Annotated in this window: 16 protein-coding genes, 1 other RNA gene and 1 pseudogene; 11 read left to right on the forward strand and 7 right to left on the reverse strand. The window is 60.7% G+C overall.

What is annotated here, in order from left to right:
- Window positions 1-57 precede the first annotated feature (57 nt).
- Complete coding sequence (gene dacB, locus TX24_RS03745; protein WP_003193256.1) at window positions 58-1,518, reverse strand: D-alanyl-D-alanine carboxypeptidase/D-alanyl-D-alanine endopeptidase; 1,461 nt, start codon at window positions 1,516-1,518, stop codon at window positions 58-60.
- Between the two features lie 236 nt (window positions 1,519-1,754).
- On the opposite strand from dacB, the gene TX24_RS03750 reads away from it, so the two are divergent.
- Window positions 1,755-2,099, forward strand: coding sequence for a YggL family protein (locus TX24_RS03750; protein WP_003193255.1), 345 nt, complete (start codon window positions 1,755-1,757; stop codon window positions 2,097-2,099).
- A gap of 37 nt (window positions 2,100-2,136) precedes the next feature.
- Here TX24_RS03750 and TX24_RS03755 read toward each other — a convergent pair whose 3' ends face one another.
- The gene (locus TX24_RS03755; RefSeq protein ID WP_057709740.1) at window positions 2,137-3,327 is read right to left on the reverse strand and encodes a benzoate/H(+) symporter BenE family transporter; all 1,191 of its coding nucleotides are present in this window, start codon (window positions 3,325-3,327) and stop codon (window positions 2,137-2,139) included.
- A 339-nt stretch (window positions 3,328-3,666) separates the two neighbouring features.
- Here TX24_RS03755 and TX24_RS03760 point away from each other — a divergent pair, with 339 nt between their 5' ends.
- Complete coding sequence (locus tag TX24_RS03760) at window positions 3,667-4,431, forward strand: GntR family transcriptional regulator (protein ID WP_003193251.1); 765 nt, start codon at window positions 3,667-3,669, stop codon at window positions 4,429-4,431.
- 152 nt (window positions 4,432-4,583) lie between these two features.
- On the opposite strand, the gene guaD is transcribed toward TX24_RS03760, so the two are convergent.
- The 4 genes from guaD to xdhA all read right to left on the reverse strand — a co-directional run bounded on the left by guaD (window position 4,584) and on the right by xdhA (window position 10,673).
- A complete protein-coding gene (gene guaD, locus TX24_RS03765; RefSeq protein WP_057709741.1) occupies window positions 4,584-5,888 on the reverse strand; it encodes a guanine deaminase in 1,305 nt (434 codons plus the stop codon).
- A 12-nt stretch (window positions 5,889-5,900) separates the two neighbouring features.
- The gene (gene xdhC / locus TX24_RS03770; RefSeq protein WP_057709742.1) at window positions 5,901-6,740 is read right to left on the reverse strand and encodes a xanthine dehydrogenase accessory protein XdhC; all 840 of its coding nucleotides are present in this window, start codon (window positions 6,738-6,740) and stop codon (window positions 5,901-5,903) included.
- A 65-nt stretch (window positions 6,741-6,805) separates the two neighbouring features.
- Complete coding sequence (gene xdhB / locus TX24_RS03775; protein ID WP_057709743.1) at window positions 6,806-9,232, reverse strand: xanthine dehydrogenase molybdopterin binding subunit; 2,427 nt, start codon at window positions 9,230-9,232, stop codon at window positions 6,806-6,808.
- Window positions 9,225-10,673: a xanthine dehydrogenase small subunit gene (gene xdhA / locus TX24_RS03780; RefSeq protein ID WP_003193245.1), complete on the reverse strand. Its 1,449-nt coding sequence runs from the start codon at window positions 10,671-10,673 to the stop codon at window positions 9,225-9,227. Before xdhA ends, xdhB begins: the two co-directional genes overlap by 8 nt.
- Before the next feature lie 280 nt (window positions 10,674-10,953).
- Between xdhA and TX24_RS03785 the strand changes: the two genes are divergently transcribed.
- The 4 genes from TX24_RS03785 to ligA all read left to right on the forward strand — a co-directional run bounded on the left by TX24_RS03785 (window position 10,954) and on the right by ligA (window position 18,680).
- Window positions 10,954-11,613, forward strand: a complete 660-nt coding sequence (locus tag TX24_RS03785) for a GntR family transcriptional regulator (RefSeq protein ID WP_034136171.1) — start codon at window positions 10,954-10,956, stop codon at window positions 11,611-11,613.
- Between the two features lie 2 nt (window positions 11,614-11,615).
- Window positions 11,616-15,104 (forward strand): chromosome segregation protein SMC, encoded by a 3,489-nt coding sequence (smc, locus tag TX24_RS03790; protein WP_003193241.1) that lies wholly within the window; start codon window positions 11,616-11,618, stop codon window positions 15,102-15,104.
- Window positions 15,105-15,362: 258 nt separating this feature from the next.
- The gene (gene zipA / locus TX24_RS03795; protein WP_003193239.1) at window positions 15,363-16,226 is read left to right on the forward strand and encodes a cell division protein ZipA; all 864 of its coding nucleotides are present in this window, start codon (window positions 15,363-15,365) and stop codon (window positions 16,224-16,226) included.
- Between the two features lie 87 nt (window positions 16,227-16,313).
- Window positions 16,314-18,680, forward strand: a complete 2,367-nt coding sequence (gene ligA / locus TX24_RS03800; protein WP_003193237.1) for an NAD-dependent DNA ligase LigA — start codon at window positions 16,314-16,316, stop codon at window positions 18,678-18,680.
- A 14-nt stretch (window positions 18,681-18,694) separates the two neighbouring features.
- Here ligA and TX24_RS32395 read toward each other — a convergent pair.
- Window positions 18,695-18,817: pseudogene (locus TX24_RS32395) on the reverse strand (outer membrane lipoprotein carrier protein LolA); the annotation flags it as partial.
- 48 nt (window positions 18,818-18,865) lie between these two features.
- Here TX24_RS32395 and TX24_RS03805 point away from each other — a divergent pair.
- From TX24_RS03805 to TX24_RS03820, 5 genes are all read left to right on the forward strand, one after another.
- On the forward strand, window positions 18,866-20,032 hold the full coding sequence (locus TX24_RS03805) for a zinc-binding metallopeptidase family protein (RefSeq protein ID WP_057709744.1): 1,167 nt from the start codon (window positions 18,866-18,868) through the stop codon (window positions 20,030-20,032).
- Between the two features lie 98 nt (window positions 20,033-20,130).
- An RNA gene (gene ffs, locus TX24_RS30270) (signal recognition particle sRNA small type) lies at window positions 20,131-20,227 on the forward strand.
- A 150-nt stretch (window positions 20,228-20,377) separates the two neighbouring features.
- Window positions 20,378-22,339: a hypothetical protein gene (locus TX24_RS03810; RefSeq protein ID WP_057709745.1), complete on the forward strand. Its 1,962-nt coding sequence runs from the start codon at window positions 20,378-20,380 to the stop codon at window positions 22,337-22,339.
- Between the two features lie 158 nt (window positions 22,340-22,497).
- Window positions 22,498-23,544 (forward strand): N-acetylmuramidase family protein, encoded by a 1,047-nt coding sequence (locus TX24_RS03815; RefSeq protein ID WP_057709746.1) that lies wholly within the window; start codon window positions 22,498-22,500, stop codon window positions 23,542-23,544.
- Between the two features lies 1 nt (window position 23,545).
- Window positions 23,546-24,136 (forward strand): hypothetical protein, encoded by a 591-nt coding sequence (locus TX24_RS03820; protein ID WP_003193204.1) that lies wholly within the window; start codon window positions 23,546-23,548, stop codon window positions 24,134-24,136.
- Window positions 24,137-24,244 lie beyond the last annotated feature (108 nt).

Consider the following 24,244-nt stretch of genomic DNA (forward strand, 5'->3'; position numbering starts at 1 on the left):
CCAAAACAGCATTCCCACGCAGAGCGTGGGAACGATCAGACAGGGTGATGTGGTGCTTTAGAGAACCGGCGCGGCGGCAACGGCCTTCGGCTGGCGATACAGGTCCAGCAGCACCTGATCCAACACCGACGAGGCTCCCCAAGGCTTGGGGTCGTTGAGAATCGCCACCACCGCCCAGGTATTGCCATTGTTATCGCGGCTGTAACCGGCGATGGCGCGTACGGTGTTCAAGGTGCCGGTCTTTACATGGGCTTCGCCGCGCAGGGCGGTGGTTTTCAGGCGTTTACGCATGGTGCCGTCGGTGCCGGCGATCGGCATCGAGCTGATGTACTCCGCCGCATAAGGGCTTTTCCACGCGGCTTGCAGCATGGCCGCCATCTCGCGGGCGCTGACCCGTTCGGCGCGGGACAGGCCGGAGCCGTTTTCCATCACCAGGTGCGGCGCGGTGATGCCTTTCTTGGCTAGCCACTGGCGCACGACACGTTGCGCAGCCTTGGCATCGTCGCCATCGGCATCGTTGCGAAACTGCGCACCCAGGCTCAGGAACAACTGCTGGGCCATGGTGTTGTTACTGTATTTGTTGATGTCGCGGATGATCTCCGCCAGGTCCGGCGAGAAGGCCCGGGCAAGTACCTTGGCATCCTTGGGCACCGGTGCCTGGATATCACGGCCCTGGATGGTGCCGCCCAACTCCTTCCAGATCGCCCGCACGGCGCCTGCGGTGTAGGTGGCGTGGTCGAGCAGCGACAGGTAGGTCTGCGAGCTGCAGCCATCACCCAGTTGGCCGCTGACGGTCACGGTCACGCTGCCGTCGGCGGCGGTCACCGGGCTGTAGCGCACGTCACCGGTGCACTGTTTGGCGTTGGTGACTTTCACCTGGTTGTCGATGCGGATGCTGGCAATCGGCGGCTCGACCGACACGATCACCCGCCCTGAATCATTGCGGGTCACAAAGCGCAGGGCCTTGAGGTTGACCAGCAAGGCGTCGGGCTTGACCAGGAATGGCTTGTTCTCATCGTTGCCGTCGTCGTTGAACTCGGGCAATTGCGGCTGGTTGAAGAAGTTGCGGTCCAGCACCAGGTCGCCGGTGACTTGCTGCACACCATTGGCACGCAGGTCGCGCATCAGCAGCCAGAGTTTTTCCATGTTCAGCTTGGGGTCGCCGCCGCCCTTGAGGTACAGGTTGCCGCGCAACACGCCGCCGCTGAGGGTGCCATCGGTGTAGAACTCGGTCTTCCACTGATGGTTGGGGCCGAGCATTTCCAGGGCCGCGTAAGTGGTGACCAGCTTCATGGTGGAGGCCGGGTTCACCGAGACGTCGGCGTTGAAAACCGTAGGGGTACCAGGGCCGTTCAGGGGCAGCATCACCAGGGACAGCGCGGTATTTTGCAGCTTGGCCTTCTGCAAGGCCTGGGCAACGCTGGGTGGCAGGGTGTTATTGACGGGAGCGGCGCAAACGGAAAAGGCCAGGGGCAAGACAACACTGGCAAGTAACACTGAACGCAAAGATTTGATCATAAGAAATAAAACCCTACTGCTGAGGAGGGTGAAAAAGGCGAGGGGTATGGAAGAAAATCCCTCAGTGGTCACGAAAGTGTCGGCATTATGCCCCAAGCTGGCGCCACGTGTAGCTGAACGATAGCTGCTAATCGTGGTTTTTTTGCGCGCATTTGCCCGTCGGTCCCAGAGAGTCGGGCAATTGCCGCCTTAAACTGCTAAAGTGCCGCCCGTTAATACTTATGAGGATTGTTCCAATGGCGACTAACCGTTCCCAGCGTCTGCGCAAAAAACTGTGCGTTGATGAATTTCAAGAGCTGGGTTTCGAACTGAACCTGGACTTCAACGAAGGCCTGAGTGAAGAAGCTATCGACGCTTTCCTCGAAGCATTCATCAAAGAAGCCATGGAAGCCAACGGCCTGGGCTATGTCGGCGGCGATGACTACGGTCTGGTTTGCCTGCAGAAGCGTGGCTCGGTCTCCGAAGAGCAGCGTGCTGCGGTCGAAGCCTGGCTCAAAACCCGTTCCGAGCTGACCAAGGCTGAAGTCAGCCCGTTGCTGGACGTGTGGTATCCAGAAAAGCCGATCAACGCGGCTAAGTGATACTGAAAAAAACGGCGACCTGAGGGTCGCCGTTTTTTTATGCCTTGCGCCAATTCAGAATCAGCAGCGTCAACACCCCCGCCACAATCCCCCAGAACGCCGACCCGATGGAAAACAACGTCAAGCCTGACGCGGTGACCATAAAGGTGATCAGCGCCGCTTCCCGTTCCTTCGGCTCATTCATGGCGATGCTCAAGCCATTGATGATCGAGCCCAACAACGCCAACGCCGCAATCGACAGCACCAACTCCTTGGGCAGCGCCGCGAAGAGTGCCGCCAGCGTGGCGCCGAATACCCCGGCAATTCCATAGAACACCCCGCACCACACCGCCGCGGTGTAGCGCTTGTTGCGGTCTTCATGGGCGTGGGGGCCGGTGCAGATCGCGGCACTGATCGCCGCCAGGTTGATGCCGTGGGAGCCGAACGGTGCCAGCACCAACGACGCCAGGCCGGTGGTGGTGATCAATGGCGAAGCCGGCACGGTATAGCCGTCGGCGCGCAGTACGGCTACGCCGGGCATGTTCTGCGAGGTCATGGCCACCACGAACAGCGGAATGCCGATGCTGATGGTCGCCGCCAGCGAGAAGTGCGGCGTCGTCCAAACAGGCGTCGCCACCTCCAGATGAAAGCCGCTGAAATCCAACAACCCCATCAGCCCTGACAAGGCGGTGCCGATGAGCAAGGCGGCCAGCACGGCATAGCGCGGCGACAGGCGCTTGATGATCAGGTAGGTGAAGAACATCCCCAGCACCAGCCCGGTACGGTGCTGGGCGGCGACGAAAATTTCGCTGCCGATCTTGAACAGAATCCCCGCCAGCAGCGCCGCCGCCAGTGAGGCCGGAATCCGCTTGACCAGTTTCTCAAAGCTGCCGGTCAACCCGCAGACCGTCACCAGTACCGCACAGGTGATGTAGGCACCGATGGCCTCGCCATAACTCACGCCGCCCAGGCTTGTGATCAACAGCGCCGCGCCAGGGGTGGACCAGGCGATGGTGATCGGTGTGCGATAGCGCAGGGACAGGCCGATGCTGCACACCGCCATGCCGATGGAAATCGCCCAGATCCATGAAGAAATCTGCGCGGTGGTCAAGCCGGCGGCTTGGCCGGCCTGGAACATCAGCACCAGGGAGCTGGTGTAGCCGGTCATCATGGCGATAAAGCCGGCGACGACGGCCGACGCAGAAGTGTCGGCCAGTGGGCGCAAGGGCGCTTGGGTGGCGTCGGTCATGGAGAGGTGTTCCTTTTTACCTGACTCCGCACGCTGTAGGAACGAGCTTGCTCGCGAAAATCGCCAACGATAACGCGGGCAATCAGATTAAACGCGGCGCCCTTGGGTTCTTCGCGAGCAAGCTCGCTCCTACAGTGGGATGTCGTTCATGGGAAATCGTGGATTCAAGCCTAAACTCAAACGTAACCAGTCATTGCAATACAGCCGAGCCCGCAAACAGCCGTACAGTGTGTTGGCACAGTGGGTTGTGTACAATGTGCGCTGTTTTTAGGTGATACTTGCCAGCGACACGCTGTTGCCGTATTACCGTTAATTCGCCGTTCTCAAACCCGAGTGCCCATGAACGAACAGTTGCAACCTCTCAAGAAACAACCGCGAGCCGGCAAGGCCGGTCGCAGCGGAACCCAGGACGATATCGTCTATGCGCATATCTTCGAGGCGATCCTTGAACAACGCCTGGCGCCCGGAACCAAATTGAGTGAAGAGGCACTGGGCGAGATCTTCGGCGTGAGCCGCACCATCATTCGCCGCGCGCTGTCGCGCCTGGCCCATGAAAGCGTGGTACTGCTGCGGCCCAATCGCGGTGCGGTGGTTGCCAGCCCAAGCGTCGAAGAAGCACGCCAGGTGTTCATGGCCCGGCGCTTGGTGGAGCGGGCGATCACAGAATTGGCGGTGCAGCACGCCACGACCGAGCAGTTGGCCGAGTTGCGCCAGATGGTCAACGACGAGCGCGACAGCTTCTCCCGTGGTGACCGTGGCGCCGGTATCCGTCTCTCCGGCGAATTTCACTTGAAGCTGGCCGAAGCCGCGAAGAACGCGCCGCTGATCAGCTTCCAGCGCAGCCTGGTGTCGCAGACGTCATTGATCATCGCCCAGTACGAAAGCGGCAACCGCTCGCACTGTTCCTACGATGAACATACCCAGTTGATCGACGCGATCGAAGCACGGGATGCGACGTTGGCGGTGAACTTGATGATGCATCACATGGATCACATCGACAGCAAGCTCAACCTCGATGAAGAGAGCGCGTCGGATGATTTGCATGCGGTGTTTTCGCATCTTTTACAGACTAAAAAACCTGGGCGCTCGTCTGTAAAGTTGTAAACCCAATCAAATGTGGGAGCAGGGCTTTTGTGGGAGCCGGGCTTGCCCGCGATGCAGGCGCCGCGGTGTATCAGTTACACCGCGGTGATGCTATCGCAGGCAAGCCAGCTCCCACACAAGCCAGCTCCCACATGGGTTGTGTGTAGCTTGAATCAGCGCTGGTGCACGAGCTGGCCGGCTGCATAGGTCTGCAGTACCGTCCGATCATCCCCCAGCGTCATCAGCACAAACAACGTCTCGGCAATGTTATTGGCCTGTTTCAGGCGATAGCTCAGCAGCGGCGTGGCGTTGTAATCCAACACCAGGAAGTCTGCATCGGTACCTGGCTGCAACGTGCCGATCTTGTCTTCCAGGCGCAGCGCCCGCGCGCCGCCCAGGGTCGCCAGGTACAGCGACTTGAACGGGCTCAACCGCGCACCTTGCAGTTGCATGACCTTGTAGGCTTCGTTCAGGGTTTGCAGCAGCGAGAAGCTGGTGCCGCCACCCACGTCGGTGCCCAGGCCCACGTTCAAGTTGTGTTTCTCGGCCATCGGCAGGTTGAACAGACCACTGCCGAGGAAGAGGTTCGAGGTCGGGCAGAACGCGACTGCCGAGCCGGTCTCTGCCAGCCGTGCGCATTCGTCGTCACACAGGTGTACGCCGTGGGCAAACACCGAGCGCTCGCCGAGCAGCTTGTAATGGTCGTAGACATCCAGATAGCCGTTGCGCTCCGGGAACAGCTCATTGACCCACTCGATTTCCTGCTTGTTCTCGCTGATGTGGGTCTGCATGTACAGGTCTGGGTATTCGCCCAGTAACTGACCGGCCAGCGTCAGTTGCTCCGGCGTGCTCGTAGGCGCGAAGCGTGGCGTCACCGCATAGTGCAGGCGCCCCTTGCCGTGCCAGCGCTCGATCAGCGCCTTGCTTTGCTGGTAGCTGGATTCGGCGGTGTCGGTCAGGTAGTCCGGTGCGTTGCGGTCCATCATCACCTTGCCGGCGATCATGCGCAGGTCGAGTTTCTCGGCCGCTTCAAAGAATGCATTCACCGATTGCGGGTGCACGCTGCCGAACACCAGCGCGGTGGTGGTGCCGTTGCGCAGCAGTTCCTTGATGAAGATATCGGCGACTTCTTCGGCGTGAGCCTTGTCGGCAAACTGGCTTTCACAGGGGAAGGTGTAGGTGTTGAGCCAGTCCAGCAACTGTTCGCCATAGGCGCCGACCATACCGGTTTGCGGCAGGTGGATATGGGTGTCGATCAAGCCAGGGGTGATCAGCGCGTCCTGGTAATGGGTGATGTCAATATCGGCGGGCAGGCTCGGCAGCAGGTCGCTGGCGTGACCAAGGGCGCTGATCTGGCCGTTGTCGATCACCAGCAGGCCGTCCTCGAAATATTCGTAGGAGGCATCGATCCCAACAACGGCAGGGTCGGCGATGCTGTGCAGGATGGCGGCACGGTAGGCTTTGCGAGTCAAAGGCATGATCGTCTCAATTTAGATAGCGTGGCTGCGGCGCGAAGCCGGCAGCAGTTTGGCAATAGGTTCGGCGCCGGCAAGGTGCTGGCCGAAATTGGCGTTATAGGTGGCGATGATTTCGCCGGCGATGGAGATGGCGATCTCCACCGGTAGCTTGCCCTTGACCTCGGGGAGGCCCATGGGGCAGCGCATGCGCTGTAACTGCGTGGCATCAAAGCCACGGTCACGCAGGCGGTGTTCGAATTTGACCCGCTTGGTTTTCGAGCCGATCAGGCCGAAGTAGGCGAAGTCGTTGCGCTTGAGCAGGGCGGCGGTCAGTTCCAGGTCCAGCGCGTGGTTGTGGGTCATGACGATGCAGTAACTGCCTGCTGGCAAGTCGGCAATTTCGTCGACCGGCTCTTCGCTGACGATTTTACGCACGCCTTGGGGAATGTGCTGCGGGAATTCCTGCTCGCGGGAATCGATCCAGCGCACCCGGCAGGGCAGGCTTGCCAGCAATGGCACCAACGCACGGCCGACATGGCCGGCGCCAAATACAGCGATGTGCGCCTGCGCCTGGCCCATGGGCTCGAACAGCAGCACGGTCACGCCGCCGCAGCATTGGCCCAGGCTGGCGCCGAGTCTGAAGCGCTCCAGGTGAGTGTTCTGCTGGCCGCGCACCAACATGTCCCGGGCGATCTGCATCGCCTTGTATTCCAGGTGCCCGCCGCCGATGGTGTCGAAGGTGTGCGCGGCGCTGATGACCATCTTGGAACCGGCGTTGCGCGGGGTGGAGCCGAGTTCTTCGATGATGGTGACGAGCACGCAGGGTTCGCCCTGGTTTTGCAGGGTGGCGAGGGCGCTGATCCAGTTGTCCATGTCTACCTCCAGTCAGATCGTTCCCACGCTCCGCGTGGGAATGCATACCGTGACGCTCAGCGTCACTAGAGCGGACGCACAGCGTCCAGGGCGGCATTCCCACGCGGAGCGTGGGAACGATCAACAGCCTTTAGCGCCTGCAACTGCCGCATCTGCTCACAGCCCCACAACACCCGCTCGGGCGTGGCCGGCGCATCAATTTTGGGCTGATGGCGATAATCACCGAGGCTCGCCACTGCATCCTTGATCGCACACCACGAAGCAATCCCGAGCATGAACGGCGGTTCGCCCACAGCCTTGGAATGGAACACCGTGTCTTCCGGGTTCTTGCGGTTCTCTACCAGCTTCACCCGCAGGTCCAGCGGCATGTCGGCCACCGCCGGGATCTTGTAGCTGGCCGGGCCGTTGGTCATCAGCTTGCCCTTGTTGTTCCACACCAGCTCTTCCATGGTCAGCCAGCCCATTCCCTGGATGAAGCCGCCTTCCACCTGGCCGATGTCGATGGCCGGATTCAGCGAGGCACCCACGTCATGCAGGATGTCGGTGCGCAGCATTTTGTATTCGCCGGTCAGGGTGTCGACGATCACTTCGCAGCAGGCCGCCCCGAACGCGTAGTAGTAGAACGGCCGCCCGCGTGACTGGCTGCGGTCGTAGAAGATTTTCGGGGTTTTGTAGAAACCTGTGCTGGAGAGCGATACCTGGGCGAAATACGCCTGCTGGATCAACGCCTCGAAGCTGAGGATCTGTTCGCGCACGCGCACATGGCCGTTGCGAAACTCCACGTCCGCCTCGCTCACGTCGTACTTGCGCGCCGCAAATTCCACCAGGCGCTGCTTGATGGTTTCGGCCGCATTCTGCGCGGCCTTGCCGTTCAGGTCGGCGCCGCTGGAGGCAGCGGTGGGGGAGGTGTTGGGCACCTTGTCGGTGTTGGTGGCGGTGATCTGGACGCGGTCGATGTCTACTTGGAACACTTCGGCCACGACTTGCGCAACCTTGGTATTCAAGCCCTGGCCCATCTCGGTGCCGCCGTGGTTCAGGTGGATGCTGCCGTCGGTGTAGATATGGATCAGTGCGCCAGCCTGGTTGAGGAAGCTGGCGGTGAACGAAATACCGAATTTCACCGGGGTCAGCGCCAAGCCCTTTTTCAGGATCGGGCTGTGGGCGTTGTACAGGCGGATCGCTTCGCGGCGCTCGGCATATTGGCTGCTGGCTTCCAACTCGGCGGTCATTTCTTCGAGCATGTTGTGCTCGACGGTCTGATAGTAGTGGGTGACGTTGCGCTCGGTCTTGCCGTAGTAGTTGGCCTTGCGCACGGCCAGCGGGTCTTGGCCCAGATGGCGCGCGATGGCGTCCATCACCTCTTCGATGGCGACCATGCCCTGGGGGCCGCCGAAGCCGCGATAGGCGGTGTTGGAGGCGGTATTGGTCTTGCAGCGATGGCCGTTGACCGTGGCGTCGCCCAGGTAATACGAGTTGTCGGCGTGGAACATCGCGCGGTCGACAATCGAGTTGGACAGGTCCGGCGAACAGCCGCAGTTACCCGCCAGCTCCAGGTTGATGCCGTGCAGGCGGCCGTTGTCGTCAAAGCCCACGTCGTATTCGATATAGAAGGGGTGGCGCTTGCCGGTCATCAGCATGTCTTCGACCCGTGGCAGGCGCATCTTGGTCGGCTGGCCGGTGAGGCGCGCCACCACGGCGCACAGGCACGCCGGGCTGGCGGCCTGGGTTTCCTTGCCGCCAAAGCCACCGCCCATGCGGCGCATGTCCACCACAATCTTGTTCATCGACACATCCAGCACCTCCGCCACCAGCTTCTGCACTTCGGTGGGGTTTTGCGTGGAGCAATAGACGATCATGCCGCCATCTTCGGTGGGCATCACCGAAGAAATCTGGGTTTCCAGATAGAAGTGTTCCTGGCCACCGATATGCAAGGTGCCCTGAATACGGTGCTTGGCACTTGCCAGCGCAGCGGCCGAATCGCCGCGCTGGTGAGTGTGGCTGTCGAGCACGAAGTGCTTGTTGCGAAACGCCTCGACCACATCCAGCACTGGCTCCAGGTCTTCATATTCGATCACCGCCGCCATTGCCGCCTTGCGTGCGGTCTCCAGGTCGCGGGCGGCCACGGCCAGCACCACCTGGCCGACGAACTGCACGGTGTCGATGGCCAGCAGTGGGTCGCCGGGCATCAACGGGCCGATGTCTTTCAGGCCCGGTACGTCTTCATGGGTGATGACTATGCGTACGCCGTCGAAGGCATAGCAGGGCGCGGTATCGATGCTGATGATGCGGGCGTGGGCACGGTCGGACATGCGCGCATACAGGTGCAACTGGTTGGGGAATTCCAGGCGGTCATCGATGTACTGCGCTTCACCGCTGACGTGCTTGGCGGCGCTGTCATGCTTGACGCTGCGCCCCACCCCGGTGGTGAGGTCCTGGGCAAACAGTGCGGCAAGTTCGGCCTGGGTTTTTACCACGGCGTGATGGTTAGACATAAGCGGTCACCCGAGTCTCGATGTGCGGCGTTTGCAGTTCGATGAAGTATTTGCGCAGCAGGTTCTGCGCGCTGAGCAGGCGGTATTCCTTGCTGGCGCGAAAGTCCGACAGTGGAGTGAAGTCCTGTGCCAGGGCGGCGCAGGCTTTCTCGACCGTGGCCAAGTTCCAGATGGCGCCCAACAACGCGGCCTCGCAATTTTTTGCGCGTTTTGGTGTGGCGGCCATGCCTCCGAAGGCAACGCGAGCCGCGCTGATCACACCGTTGTCGATCTTCAGGTTGAACGCCGCGCACACGGCGGAAATATCATCGTCCAGGCGCTTTGACACCTTGTAGGCCCGAAACAGCGTGTGGCCCTTGGGCACGATGATAGTCTCGATGAACTCACTGTCCTGGCGGGCGGTGACGCGGTAGTCGATGAAGTAGTCTTCCAGCGCCAGGGTACGGCGGGTGTTGCCCTTGCACAGTACGATCTGTGCGCCCAGGGCAATCAGCAGCGGCGGCGAATCACCAATGGGCGAAGCGTTGCCGATATTGCCGCCCAGGGTGCCCTGGTTGCGAATTTGCAGGGAGGCGAAGCGGTGCAGCAGTTCGCCGAAGTCCGGGTATTCGTGGTGCAGCGCGGCGTAGCAGTCGGAGAGGGCGGTGGCTGCGCCGATTTCCAGGCGGTCGTCGAACTGCTCGATGCGTTTCATGGCTTCAATGTTGCCCACGTAGATCATCACCGGCAGGGTGCGGTGGAACTGGGTGACTTCCAGCGCCAGGTCAGTGCCACCGGCCAGCAGGCGGGCCTGCGGGTAGGCGTCATAGAGGTCGGCCAGGTCGGCGACGGTCAGCGGCACCAGGCAGCGCTTGTCACCGCTGTTGAGTTCACCGGTCTGGGTCGGCGCGATGGCCTTGAGGCGGGCGATGGTTTCAGCCTGGCGGCTGTCGAATTGATCCTGGGGTTTGTTGCAGCAGGCCTGTTCGGCAGCGGCGAGGATCGGGCGATAACCGGTGCAGCGGCACAGGTTGCCGGCCAGGGCTTCATGGGCTTTCTGGCTGTCGGGGGCGTCGCTGTTTTTTTGCAGGGCAAACAGCGACATCACAAAACCTGGGGTGCAAAAGCCGCACTGCGAACCGTGGCACTCGACCATGGCCTGTTGCACGCTGTGCAGTTGGCCCTGGTGCTTGAGGTCTTCGACGCTGATCAGTTGTTTGCCGTGCAGTGACGACACGAACGTCAGGCAGGAATTGAGGCTGCGATAACGAATCTGCTCGGCGCCTTGCTCGTCGGTGTGCAACTCGCCGACCACCACGGTGCACGCGCCACAGTCGCCGCTGGCGCAGCCTTCCTTGGTACCGGGTTTGCCCACATGCTCGCGCAGATAATTGAGCACGGTCAGGTTGGGGTCCAGGGCGTGCTCGCTACGGAGTTCCTGGTTAAGTAAAAACTGGATCACGGAAGGCCTCGCAGACTCATTATTGTTGTTAACCGCTTTGCGCCGAATCTAGTCATGTCTGACTTTTCGGTCAATTGTTTTCTGACCTAAGGGTCAAGAAAATGCGGTCGCAACACTTTCAATTATGGTCCAGTCTTCTGGAACCGGCGTTTTTGGCGGCTTACAGGCTTTCAACGTTGCTTATTTCGTGCCAAATTCGCCACGGTGGGCGTAGCGCCATCAGCGGGCCAATGCGCTACACTGCCGCGCTTGTACCGATAGCAGATTTTGAAGGGAAAACATGACGTTCAAGGCGCCGGACAGTCTCGCCGAGCAAATTGCTCACCACCTCGCCGAACGTATCATTCGCGGCGATCTCAAGCCTGGGGAGCGGATCCAGGAACAGAAGGTCACGCTGGCGCTCAACGTCAGCCGTGGTTCCGTGCGCGAAGCTTTGCTGATCCTTGAGCGCCGCCATCTGATCGCGATCCTGCCGCGCCGTGGCGCCCACGTCACCGAACTCACCGCGCACAAGGTGCAGAGCCTGTGTACGTTGATGGGCGAGATGTACATCCTGCTCGGCAATGCGGTTGCCGAAGGCTGGCAGACCCAGGCCGACATGGCGCCGTTTCTGCAGATCCAGCAACGCCTTCAATTGAGCCTGGAGCGCGAGGACATCCGCGCGTTCGTCGAAGAAAGCTTCAACGTGATGCGCGCCGCGTACCCCTTCGCCAACAACCCGTATTTGCAGGAAACCGTCGAAAACCTGCAGCCGGCGATGAACCGCGCTTATTACCTGGCCCTGGATCAGCGCAAGGCGTCCATGAGCGAGTTCCAGGCGCTGTTCGCGCAATTGCTCGCCGCGGTACTGGCCCGTGACCTGGCGCAGATTCGCCTGGTACTCACAGCCTATTGCCAGCGCAGCAGTTCGCTGGTCATCGCAGCCTTGGCGGACGCCTAAGCGTGCGGCTCAAGTGCATCAAGTTGGCGGGGTTCAAATCCTTCGTCGACCCCACCACCGTGAACTTCCCCAGCAACATGGCGGCGGTGGTAGGGCCCAATGGCTGCGGCAAGTCGAACATCATCGACGCCGTGCGTTGGGTGATGGGCGAGAGCTCGGCGAAAAACCTGCGCGGCGAGTCGATGACCGACGTCATCTTCAACGGCTCCACCAGCCGCAAGCCGGTGAGCCAGGCCAGTATCGAGCTGGTATTCGATAACTCCGACGGCACCCTGATCGGCGAATACGCGGCTTACGCCGAGATTTCCATCCGCCGTAAAGTCACGCGCGACAGTCAGAACAGTTACTTCCTCAACGGCACCAAGTGTCGCCGTCGCGATATCACCGATATCTTCCTCGGCACCGGCCTGGGCCCGCGCAGCTACTCGATCATCGAGCAGGGCATGATCTCCAAGCTGATCGAAGCCAAGCCCGAAGACCTGCGTAACTTTATCGAAGAAGCGGCCGGCATCTCCAAGTACAAGGAGCGCCGCCGCGAGACTGAAAACCGTATCCGCCGCACCCACGAAAACCTCGCCCGCCTCACCGACCTGCGCGAGGAGCTGGAGCGCCAGCTCGAACGCCTGCACCGCCAGGCCCAGGCCGCCGAGAAGTATCAGGAATACAAGGGCGAGGAGCGCCAGCTCAAGGCGCAACTGTCGGCCCTGCGCTGGCAGGCATTGAATGATCAGGTGGGCCAGCGCGAAGCGATTATTGGCACCCAGGAAGTCAGCTTTGAAGCGCTGGTGGCCGAGCAGCGTAATGCCGACGCCAGCATTGAACGCCTGCGTGACGGCCACCATGAGTTGTCCGAACGCTTCAATCTGGTGCAGGGTCGCTTCTATTCGGTGGGCGGTGACATTGCTCGGGTCGAGCAGAGCATCCAGCACGGCCAGCAGCGTTTGCGCCAGTTGCAGGATGACTTGAAGGAAGCCGAGCGCGCGCGCCTGGAAACCGAATCGCACCTGGGCCATGACCGCACCTTGCTGCTGACCCTGGGCGAAGAGCTGGACATGCTCACCCCCGAGCAGGAAATCACCAGCGCCGCCGCCGAAGAAGCCGCCGCGGCCCTGGAAGAATCCGAAACCACCATGCACGGTTGGCAGGAGCAGTGGGACGCCTTCAACCTGCGTTCCGCCGAGCCACGCCGCCAGGCCGAGGTGCAGCAGTCGCGCATCCAGCAGTTGGAAACCAGCATGGAACGCCTGGCCGAGCGCCAGCGCCGGCTGCAGGAAGAGCGCGTACTGCTCGCTGCCGACCCGGAAGACGCGGCAATCATGCAGTTGAGCGAGCAACTGGCCGAAAGCGAAATGACCCTGGAGGAGCTGGAGGCCAGCGAAGAACAGCAAGTGGAGCGCCTGGAGCAACTGCGCCAGCAATTGCACACCGCGACCCAGGCGCAGCAGCAGGCCCAAGGCGATTTGCAGCGCCTCAATGGTCGGTTGGCTTCGCTGGAGGCCTTGCAGCAAGCCGCGCTCGACCCCGGCACCGGCACCGCCGAATGGCTGCGCGACCAGCATTTGGCCGAGCGCCCGCGCCTGGCTGAAGGCTTGAAAGTCGAAGCCGGCTGGGAGTTGGCGGTGGAAACCGTACTGGGCGCCGATCTGCAAGCGGTGCTGGTGGATGATTTCGGCGGCTTCGACCTGGCCGGTTTTGCCCAGGGTGACCTGCGCCTGCTCAGCCCAGCGGCTGATGGTGCGCGGGTGCCGGGCAGCTTGCTGGACAAGGTCGAGGCGGCGATAGATCTGTCGCCCTGGCTGGGTCAGGTCAGGCCGGTGGAGTCTCTTGAGCAAGCCCTGGCCCAACGCGGGCAGTTGGCGGCCGGCGAAAGCCTGATCAGCCGCGATGGCTATTGGGTCGGCCGCCACTTCCTGCGGGTGCGTCGCGCCAGTGAAGCGGAAAGTGGTGTATTGGCCCGTGGCCAGGAAATCGTCAACCTGAGCGCCGAGCGTGAAGAACGCGAAGCCACCCTGGAAAGCCTGGAAACCGAACTGCAAACCCTGCGCGCTACCCAGCGCCAGCAGGAAACCGGCCGCGAACACCTGCGTCGGCTGTTGCAGGACGAAGCGCGCCAGCAAGGCGAGTTGAAGGCCCAGTTGTCTGCGAGCAGGGCCAAGGTCGAGCAATTGACCCTGCGCCGCACCCGTCTTGACGAGGAAGTGGCCGAAATGGGCGAACAGCGCGCCCTGGAACATGAACAGATCGGTGAAGCGCGCCTGCACTTGCAGGAGGCCCTCGACAGCATGGCCCTGGACACCGAACAGCGCGAATTGCTGTTGGCCCAGCGCGACAGCCTGCGTGAGCGCCTTGACCGCGTGCGCCAGGAAGCCCGGCAGCACAAGGACCACGCCCATCAGTTGGCCGTACGCCTGGGCTCGTTGCGCGCCCAGCATGATTCCACGCGCCAGGCTCTTGAGCGCCTGGAGATGCAGTCCGAACGCCTGACCGAAAAGCGCGAGCAACTGAGCCTCAACCTGGAGGAGGGCGAGGCGCCGCTGGAAGAGCTGCGCCTCAAACTTGAGGAATTGCTCGACAAGCGCATGACCGTCGACGTGGAGCTCAAGACCGCTCAGATCGCCCTGGAAGACGCCGACCGCGAACTGCGCGACGCCGAAAAGCGCCGCACCATGGCCGAGCAGCAGTCCCAGTTGATCCGCGGCCAGCTCGAACAACAGCGCATGGAATGGCAAGCCCTCAGCGTGCGGCGCAAGACCTTGCAAGACCAATTGCTGGAAGACGGCTATGACCTGCACGGCGTACTCAACACCCTGACCGCCCAGGCCAACGAGAAAGACGCCGAAGAAGAACTTGAACGGATTGCCGCACGTATTCAACGCCTGGGCGCGATCAACCTCGCCGCTATCGATGAGTACCAGCAGCAGTCCGAGCGTAAACGTTATCTGGATGCCCAGGACGCCGATCTGGTTGAAGCCCTGGACACGTTGGAAAACGTGATCCGCAAGATCGACAAGGAAACCCGTAACCGCTTCAAAGATACCTTTGATCAGATTAATGGCGGTTTACAGGCGTTATTCCCAAAAGTTTTCGGTGGTGGCAGCGCCTACTTGGAACTGACGGGCGAAGATCTACTCGATACAGGGGTAACGATCATGGCGCGGCCTCCGGGCAAGAAGAACAGCACCATCCATTTGTTGTCCGGCGGCGAAAAAGCCCTGACCGCATTGGCCCTGGTATTTGCCATCTTCAAGTTGAACCCGGCGCCGTTCTGCATGCTCGACGAAGTTGACGCGCCGCTGGATGACGCTAACGTTGGACGCTACGCTCGGTTGGTTAAAGAGATGTCCCAGACCGTGCAGTTCATCTATATCACCCACAACAAGATCGCCATGGAAATGGCCGACCAGTTGATGGGCGTGACGATGCATGAACCGGGATGTTCGCGATTGGTCGCGGTGGATGTGGAAGAGGCGATGGCGATGGTGGAATCCTGAGCCATGCCGGAGAGAGAATTTACAGTGCGGCGTAGGGCGATTTACCGGTCTGGGGAAAGTGGCAAATGGACATATTTGTTCAAGGCATTTTGACAGACGGTGTAAAGTTATCTTTGGTCGTGCTAGTTTAATGTCAATTTTTCGTGTGTGTGGGCAAAACGTCAGTCAGAACATAGAGTTGGCGCCACGTTTTAAAGCGGTTTGCACGGTGCTAAACCCCTTATTTTTCAGCATTTTTTATTAGAGGCACGGGATTACATGGAAATCGGTCTGCGCGAGTGGCTGATCGTCATCGGCATTATTGTCATTGCCGGTATTCTTTTTGATGGCTGGCGCCGCATGCGCGGTGGCAAGGGCAAGCTCAAGTTCCGTCTGGACCGAAACCTGTCCAACTTGCCTGACGACGACGGCGCCGCTGAGCTGCTGGGGCCGCCCCGTGTGCTGGATACCCACAAAGAGCCGCAACTGGACGAGCACGACCTGCCGTCGATGAGCGCGCCGCTGCGTGAAGCCCGTGAGCCGTCGTCCAAGCGTGGCAAGCGCGGTAGCGCGGCGGTTGCCGAGCCGCATCAGGGCGACCTGAACCTCGACGTCGATGATGGGCCGAGCTTCAGCAGCCGCGATGATGATTTCCCGGATGAGACGTCCAGCAAGAGCGCGGTACGCCAATCGGTGAACGATCAGCCGGCGGCCGAAGAAGTGCTGGTGATCAGCGTGATCTGCCGCGACGCCGGCGGTTTCAAAGGCCCGGCACTCTTGCAGAACATCCTCGAAAGCGGCCTGCGTTTTGGCGAGATGGATATCTTCCATCGTCACGAAAGCATGGCCGGTAACGGCGAAGTGCTGTTCTCCATGGCCAACGCGGTCAAGCCGGGCACCTTCGATCTGGACGATATCGACCTGTTCAGCACCCCGGCGGTGAGTTTCTTCCTTGGCCTGCCAGGCCCGCGTCACCCCAAACAAGCGTTCGACGTGATGGTGGCCGCGGCCCGCAAGCTGTCCCAGGAACTCAACGGCGAGCTCAAGGACGACCAACGCAGCGTGCTGACCGCCCAGACCATCGAACACTACCGTCAGCGCATCGTCGAGTTCGAGCGTCGCGCCCTGACACAGAAACGCTGAGGTTCGATCTTAAGCGTTGTCTGTAGAATCCGTGCACTAACATATTGAGCAGCTTCGGCTGCTCTTTTGCTTTATGAGAGAACACCCATGACCGCCGCCCATACCCGCATCCTCGAACTGCGCGCTGAACTGGATCAGCACAACTACCGCTACCACGTCCTCGACGAGCCGAGCATTCCGGACGCCGAGTACGACCGCCTGTTCCACGAGCTCAAGGCCCTGGAGGCCGAGCACCCGGAACTGGTAACGCGTGATTCGCCAACGCAGCGGGTCGGCAGTGCGGCGCTGTCGGCGTTCACCCAGGTCAAGCACGAGATCCCGATGCTCAGCCTGGGCAACGCCTTTGATGAAACCACCATGCTGGAGTTTGATCGCCGGGTCACCGAGGGTCTTGATCTGCCGGTGGGCGATCTGTTTGGCGCTGGCGCGGCGGTGGAATACAGCTGCGAGCCGAAGCTGGACGGCCTGGCGGTCAGCCTGCTGTACCAGAATGGCGAGTTGGTGCGCGGTGCCACCCGCGGTGATGGCACCACCGGCGAGGACATCAGCGTCAACGTGCGCACCGTGCGCAATATCCCTCTGAAACTGCACGGCACGGGCTGGCCGGCCACCCTGGAAGTGCGCGGTGAAGTGTTCATGTCCAAGGCCGGTTTCGAGCGATTGAACGCCTCGCAACTGGAAGTGGGCGGCAAGACCTTCGCCAACCCCCGCAACGCCGCAGCAGGCAGCCTGCGCCAATTGGACTCGAAGATCACCGCCAGTCGCCCGCTGGAATTCTGCTGTTATGGCATCGGCCAAGTGACCGCGGATATCAGCGACACCCATATCGGCAACCTCAAGCAGTTGCAGCAGTGGGGCATGCCGATCAGCCACGAATTGAAGCTGGCCAAGGGCATCCAGGAGTGCCTGGACTACTACCGCGACATCGGCGAGCGCCGCAATGCGCTGGGCTATGAAATCGACGGCGTGGTGTTCAAGGTCAACAGCATTGCCTACCAGCGCGAACTGGGCTTCCGTGCCCGCGAGCCGCGCTGGGCGATCGCGCACAAATTCCCGGCCATGGAAGAACTCACCGAGCTGCTCGACGTGGAATTCCAGGTTGGCCGCACCGGTGCGGTGACGCCGGTGGCGCGCCTCAAACCGGTCAAAGTGGCTGGCGTGACCGTGTCCAATGCCACCCTGCACAACATGGACGAAGTGGCACGCCTGGGGCTGATGATCGGCGACACCGTGATCATCCGCCGCGCCGGTGATGTGATTCCGCAGGTGGTCTCGGTGGTCACTGAGCGCCGCCCGGAAAACGCCCGCGCCGTGCAGATCCCGCAGAATTGCCCGGTGTGCGGTTCCCATGTGGAGCGCACGCAACTGGTCAAGCGTAGCAAGGGCAAGGAAACCGTCAGCGAAGGCGCAGTGTACCGTTGCGTCGGGCGCCTGGCCTGCGGCGCGCAGCTCAAGCAGGCAATCATTCATTTCGTCTCGCGCCGGGCCATGGACATCGACGGCCTGGGCGACAAGACCATCGAGCAACTGGTGGATGAAAAGCTCATCGGTTCGCCGGCCGATCTCTACAAGCTCAAGTACGAACAGATCATCGACCTGGAAGGCTTTGCCGATATCTCCAGCAAGAAGCTGATCAGCGCCATCGAAAACAGCAAGACCCCGACCCTGGCACGCTTTATCTACGCCTTGGGCATTCCCGACGTGGGCGAGGAGACGGCCAAGGTCCTGGCGCGCTCGCTGGCGTCTCTGGAGCGTGTTCAAAAGGCGTTGCCAGAGGTGCTGACGTACTTGCCGGATGTCGGGCTGGAAGTGGCCCATGAGATCCATAGCTTCTTTGAAGACGGCCACAACCAGCAGGTGATTGGCGCGCTGTTGTCGCCGGACGAATGTGGCCTGCAATTGCAGGAGCAGGGCGAGCTCAGCGCGGAATTCGCCGCCAGCACCACCTTGGGCGGTTTGCTCGACAAGCTGCATGTGCCGTCGGTGGGCCCGGGCGCGGCGCAGAAGCTCGCGGACAAGTTCGGTTCACTGGAAGGCGTAATCAAAGCTGACTGGCTCGATATGCGCCAAGCGCTGCCCGAGAAGCAAGCCAAGGCTGTACGGGAGTTTTTCGACAATGCCGACAACGCCAACCGTGCCTTGGCCATCGAGCAGCAACTCAAGGACTTCGGCATGCATTGGCAGAGCGAGAAAAAGCTCGTCGAAGGTTTGCCTGAAGCCGGGCACACCTGGGTACTCACCGGCTCCCTGGAGCTGATGAGCCGCGATGTGGCCAAGGACAAGCTCGAAAGCCTGGGGGCCAAGGTGGCCGGTTCGGTTTCGGCGAAAACCCACTGTGTGGTGGCCGGGCCGGGCGCCGGTTCGAAATTGGCCAAGGCCAATGAACTGGGCCTGAAAGTACTGGACGAGGAAGCCTTCGTCGCCTTCCTGGCCAAGCACAACATCACCGTCTGAACGGAGCGATCTCTCCACACTGTAGGAGCGAGCTTGCTCGCGAAGAACCGGAGGGCGCCGCTGTGAACCAGGCAGCCCGCGTTATCGTTGACGATCTTCGCGAGCAAGCTCGCTCCTACAGGGAGTAGTTGAACGATCTCTCACGAGAAATGATCTAGTCTCTGTCACCCCAGGGAGAGATCGCCATGTTCCGCTACTTCGAGCAACTCAGCACGCGCATCGCCGCTCCGTTCATGGCCGAAACCTCGCGCAACAGCAAGGTGTGGCAATGCCGGTGTGGCCAGTCGCTGTTCTTTCGCAACAGCCAATGCCTGGCCTGTCAGGCGGCGTTGGGTTACCAGCCGCAGCAAAGCCGCCTGTCGTCCCTGCAACCTGGGCCGGTGGTCGGTACGTGGCTGGCCGACGACAATCTCGATGCCGGCGCTTTCCGGCGCTGCGCCAACCTCGACTCACCGGCTGCGTGCAATTGGTTGATTCCTGCCCACAGCACCGCGCCGTTGTGCGTGGCCTGTAGCCTGAACCGCACCATCCCTGATCTTTCCGTTGCGGAAAACCCCGAACGCTGGCGCAAAGTCGAAACCGCCAAGCGCCGACTGGTGGCGCAACTGATCAGCCTGGGCCTGCAAGTGGTGCCCAAGAGCGTTGACGAAGAGACTGGCCTGGCCTTCGACTTTATCGGTATCGACCTGGAAGGCAACGCGCCCACCACCGGCCACGCCAATGGGCTGATCACCCTGGATATCAAGGAAGCCGATGACGCCCACCGCGAAAAAGTCCGGGTACAGATGCGCGAGCCGTACCGCACCTTGCTCGGCCATTTTCGCCATGAAGTCGGCCATTACTACTGGGATCGCCTGATCGCCAACGGTCACTGGCTTAGCCCTTTTCGCGACCTGTTCGGCGACGAACGCGCCAGTTATGCCGAGGCCCTCGACCGGCACTACCAGAACGGCCCGCGCCCCGACTGGCAACTCACCTGCGTGAGCGCCTACGCCACCATGCACCCCTGGGAAGACTGGGCCGAAACCTGGGCCCACTACCTGCACATGATGGACGCCGTGGACACAGCCCTGGGCTTTGGCATGAGCGCCCGCGAGATGGACCTGGATTACCAGCCATTCCCCCTGACCACGCTCTACGACCCCCAACACCCTGGCGGCCCGGCATTCCTGTCCTTCGTCAATGCCTGGATCGAACTGGCCGGCATGCTCAACGAACTGTCCCGCGCCATGGGCCAGCCGGATTTCTACCCCTTCGTGCTGCCGCCTGCGGTGATTGCCAAGCTGCACTTTATTCACCTGGTCATCCAGGAAGAAGGCGGCAGGGCCGATGGGGTTATGGCAAGTGCTTGAGCCTTCTCATTTTTTAATCCGGAACCAACGGTTGTAACTTCCGATGAGATGGGTACAATGGCGCGGCTTGCCGAGAGGCAGCGTCGTTATGGTGACCCCATCGGTCCCCCCGCAACGATTACCCGTGAACCTGGTCAGAGCCGGAAGGCAGCAGCCACAGCGGGAACATTGTGTGCCGGGGTGTGGCTGGTGGGGTTGCCTCCATAACGCTCCCTTCTGCAGTCCCTTCTAAATCCAAGTTATTTTCAGCCAGTCATCTGTGATGCTTATTGCACAGTGCATGACGGTCATTTCGCATCTAGTGGCATACTCCCAAGCGTCTCTTCCCCCTGGCTACGAGGCTCTATGCACTCGGAACATTTCGACTTATCCAGCCCTGTTTTCTTGCCGATCACCGAGCACACCTGCGCGGGTTTGTTGGGCAACGAGGGTTTCGATGCGCTTGTAGCCCTGAGTGAGCCGCAATTGGCGGCGGTGCTGGTGATCCAGAACCTGGCGCAGGTGCCGGAAAGCGACCTGAGCGCCAGCGGTGCGGAAAAAGTGTTGGCCAAGCTGATTGACTGGGCAGTCGATGCCAGCCATTCGGCCAGTGTGTCCCTGCTCTCTGAAGCGCAGCGGCTGTTTGATCAGAGGAAGTTGTACTTCGGCCTCAATGTGGTCAAAAGCCTGAAGCTGCGCTTTCTGCTGGAGGAGGAAGTACAGGCGCGGGACTATCTGTTGCCCACTGGCAAATGGGACGTCGAGTATAAAGTCCGCCATCTCAAGGCCAATGATCCGTTCAGCCAGCAGGTGATCACGCCCAGGCACCGCGAGCGCTGGTTGAGCGCCGAGCAGGACAAGCTGCTCAGAACCTTCCGCGCCAACCTGAACGAAGACCTGCATGTGCAAGGCTACGCCGGCATTGGCAAGAGTCACCTGCTGGTGGCCTTGCTGGAGCACCTGCGCCCGGAAAAGACCTTGTTGCTGGCGCGTACCCCGGCAAAACTCGAAACACTGCGTGCCCGCATGGTGGGTGTACGGGAGCGTAAGGCCGGGCATACCTTCCAGGGCTTTGCCCATGCGCTGTTGCATGGGCCGAGGCCACAGCCGTTGAATACACCGGCGAGGGTGCCGACCAAGCAGGCGCTGGCTCAAGAGTTGAATATCTTTGGTTTTCGCCGCCTGGAAGGGCAGGCGGTGGTGGAGGTGTGCCTCAAGGTGCTTGAGGCCTACTGCCGCTCTTGGGAGTACAGCTTGTCGGCCCAGCATTTGCCGCATTTCAAGCAACCGCTCGCCGGCGTCGATGCCAGGGTGCTGCTCGAATATGCCAGCCGGTTATGGGGCTACCTTGAGGCGAACCCGGCCTGGGGCCGCCACACCGGGTTTGAAGCCTTGTTGATGATCAAACGCGCGAGCCTGGCAGGCTGCGTGGTGCCCGAGCGCTATACCCATGTGCTGATCGATGAGAGCCAGGATATCCCGGCGCCGCTGCTGCAAATCATCGAGCGCGGCCGCCAGGTGCTGATCACCTTGGGGGATGAGTATCAGCAGGCCAGCGGCGGCGTGGTCAAGCGCGCCCGTGAGGTTCGCCATACCGACGTGTGCTACTCCGTGCGTTCCGGGCGCAATGTCGAGCGCCTGGTCAACCCATTGATCAGCTTGCACTCGGAAAAAACCAAATCGCTTTTCGAGGGCGCCCGCGATGCCGACGTGGGTATTGAGTTTTACCCCCAGGGTTTTGTGCCCCCGCAAGGTTGCGTGGTGTTGACCGCCTCCCATTGGGACACCATGCAGTGGGCGATCCAACTGAGCCACGCCCGTTGTGCGTTCGGCCTGGCGAGCAAAGAGGCCCAGCAGTCGCTCAAGCACTTCATGGACACGGTCATCGCGTTGTTCAAACCCGATTTCTATAGCAATGAGTTCAATGACCTCGGCCCCCATCCGTTTTTCAGCGACATGGCCGATTGGCAGCAGGTGCGCGAAGCCTGCCAGTTCGATGAGGCGTTTGTGTGGGTCGAGGCCGTGCTGGAAAAAGGCTTCAACGTGGCGGATGTCACGCGGTTGAACCGGTTGAGTGGCCATCCGGACGAGCGCGTCCTGCTGATGCTGGCGCAGGACGCGGGCGGCATGGAGTTCGACCGAGTACTGCTCACCCCGGAACTGTTGACCAATGTGAAGTTCCAGGACGCCTACGCGTTCGATCAACGACTCTGTGCGGTGTATATCGCGATTTCACGGGCCAGGGTGCAGTTGTATCTGCCTTACGATGTGGTCGAGTGGCTCGACTACCACAAGTATCAAAAGACCCGTGAATCCCACGGTTACTAAGCAATTTAATCCGGCTGTTTCACAACTTTCATAAAGCCCTCTGGACAACCCGCAGACCGCCTTGTTAGCTTGCGCCGGCCACTTGTTTCAGAGTATGACAAGGGCATGGATTTGATATTGAAGTGCTATCGCTTCTTTCACTCACAAGGATGTCTGTCATGAAAAGCCTGCAAGGGTTGCCTCGTCTTATCAGTGCTTCGGTAGGGACGCCCGGCAAAGCCCGCAACTTGCCCGCCGATGTTCAGTGCATCCAGTATCTATTCAATTTGATCATTCCCAAGATGGGGTTTGCCTTGCTGGAAAACGGCAAGTGCGACGGCCAGTTGGTGCAGTGCATCAGCCAGTATCAGTTTCGCCATCTCAAGTACGCCCATCCCGATGGCGTGATCGACCCCACCGGGCGCACGTTCAACAGTCTGATCGAAGAGGCGCTGAAGGTGCCGGTGCGGGCTTTTCCTAACACGCGCATTCCGACGTTTCTCAACATTTTCGGCAATAACAACATCGATGCGGTACAGGCCACGGTCAATGTGTACCTGGACCGTGTGCGTGCGGTGATCGAGGCCGAGCGGCGTAACCGGCAGTTGATGATGCAGTCCACCTGCGACGGCGGGACGACCTTGAGCGATACGGATTTCCAGAACGCCGCCAAGCAATTGGGCAACGGTATTTCGGTGAATGTGGTCAAGGCGTTCGCCACGGTGGAGTCGGGCGGGAAGGTGGGGTTCGGGCCTGCCAAGTTGCCGATCATCGCCTTTGAAGGGCACCACTTTCGCAAGTACACCAAGCACATCTACGACCAGTCGCAGCCGCTGCTGTCGTATGTCTACAAGAAAAAAGCCGGCCCGCAATGGCAGACGAACAACAAGGATCAGGTCAAGGCCTGGGAGACCATGGCCACCGCCTTTGCGCTGGATCAGGAAGCGGCCTTGATGTCGGCCTCCTGGGGCATGTTTCAGATCATGGGGTTCAATTTTGCGGCGTGCGGGTTCAAGACAGTGTTTGAGTTCGTAGCCTCATTGAAGATCAATGCCGGTAACCAACTCAAGGCCTATCTGAGCCTCTGCAGCCACAACTCGGCATTATTGAGCGCGATGAAAAACAAGGATTTTACCGCCATGGCCCGTAACTATAACGGCGACGATTACGGCAACTATGACGTCCTGATGAAACAAGCCTACGAAGCCTTTGAAGGGAAGAAATAAGATGATTCGTTATCTGGCGATGGGAGTGTTGTCGTGGTGCGCCGTGGCGCCCGTGTTGGCCGGCTCGGCGGCGTTGCATTCAGGTAAATATGAAGGGCTGATGCTGGCGGTGACGCCTGGGCATCAGGTCGAGGGGTTCTATCAGGAATCGATGGGCGAGGGTGTGGTCCGTGGTTGCACGTTCTACCTGCAAGGCAAGCCCGAAGCGCTCACCACCTGGCGGGACGCTGCCTACCCAGGCAGTGTGGCCGCGGCGCTCGACGGGGTGACCCTGACGGTGGCGCAGGGCCGCCAACACCCTGGCTGCATCAATGTGCTGATGCCGGAGATCGCCACCGGCCTGGAGTTGAGCCAGACCGCCAGCAAACCATGGATCGGCTTGGTGACGGTGTCTGCCGACAAGGCTTACCTGCTGAAAACGCCGGGCGCCAAAGCGGCAAAGCGGCCCTACATCGTCAAGCATGACGTGGTGGGCGTACTGGCGTTCAAGGACGGCTGGGCGCAGGTGGAATTCATCAACGCTGACGACCGTTCGTTCACGGGCTGGATCAGTCAGGGCCAGTACGCACGGTTGGCTGCGCCGAAGCCCTGAATTGTAGGAGCGAGCTTGCTCGCGAAAAACGTCAACGATAACGCGTGCTTTCTGAATAGACGCGGCGCCTGTGAGTTTTTCGCGAGCAAGCTCGCTCCTACATTAGGA

The sequence above is a fragment of the Pseudomonas lactis genome, from assembly GCF_001439845.1.
Classification (GTDB): domain Bacteria; phylum Pseudomonadota; class Gammaproteobacteria; order Pseudomonadales; family Pseudomonadaceae; genus Aquipseudomonas; species Aquipseudomonas lactis.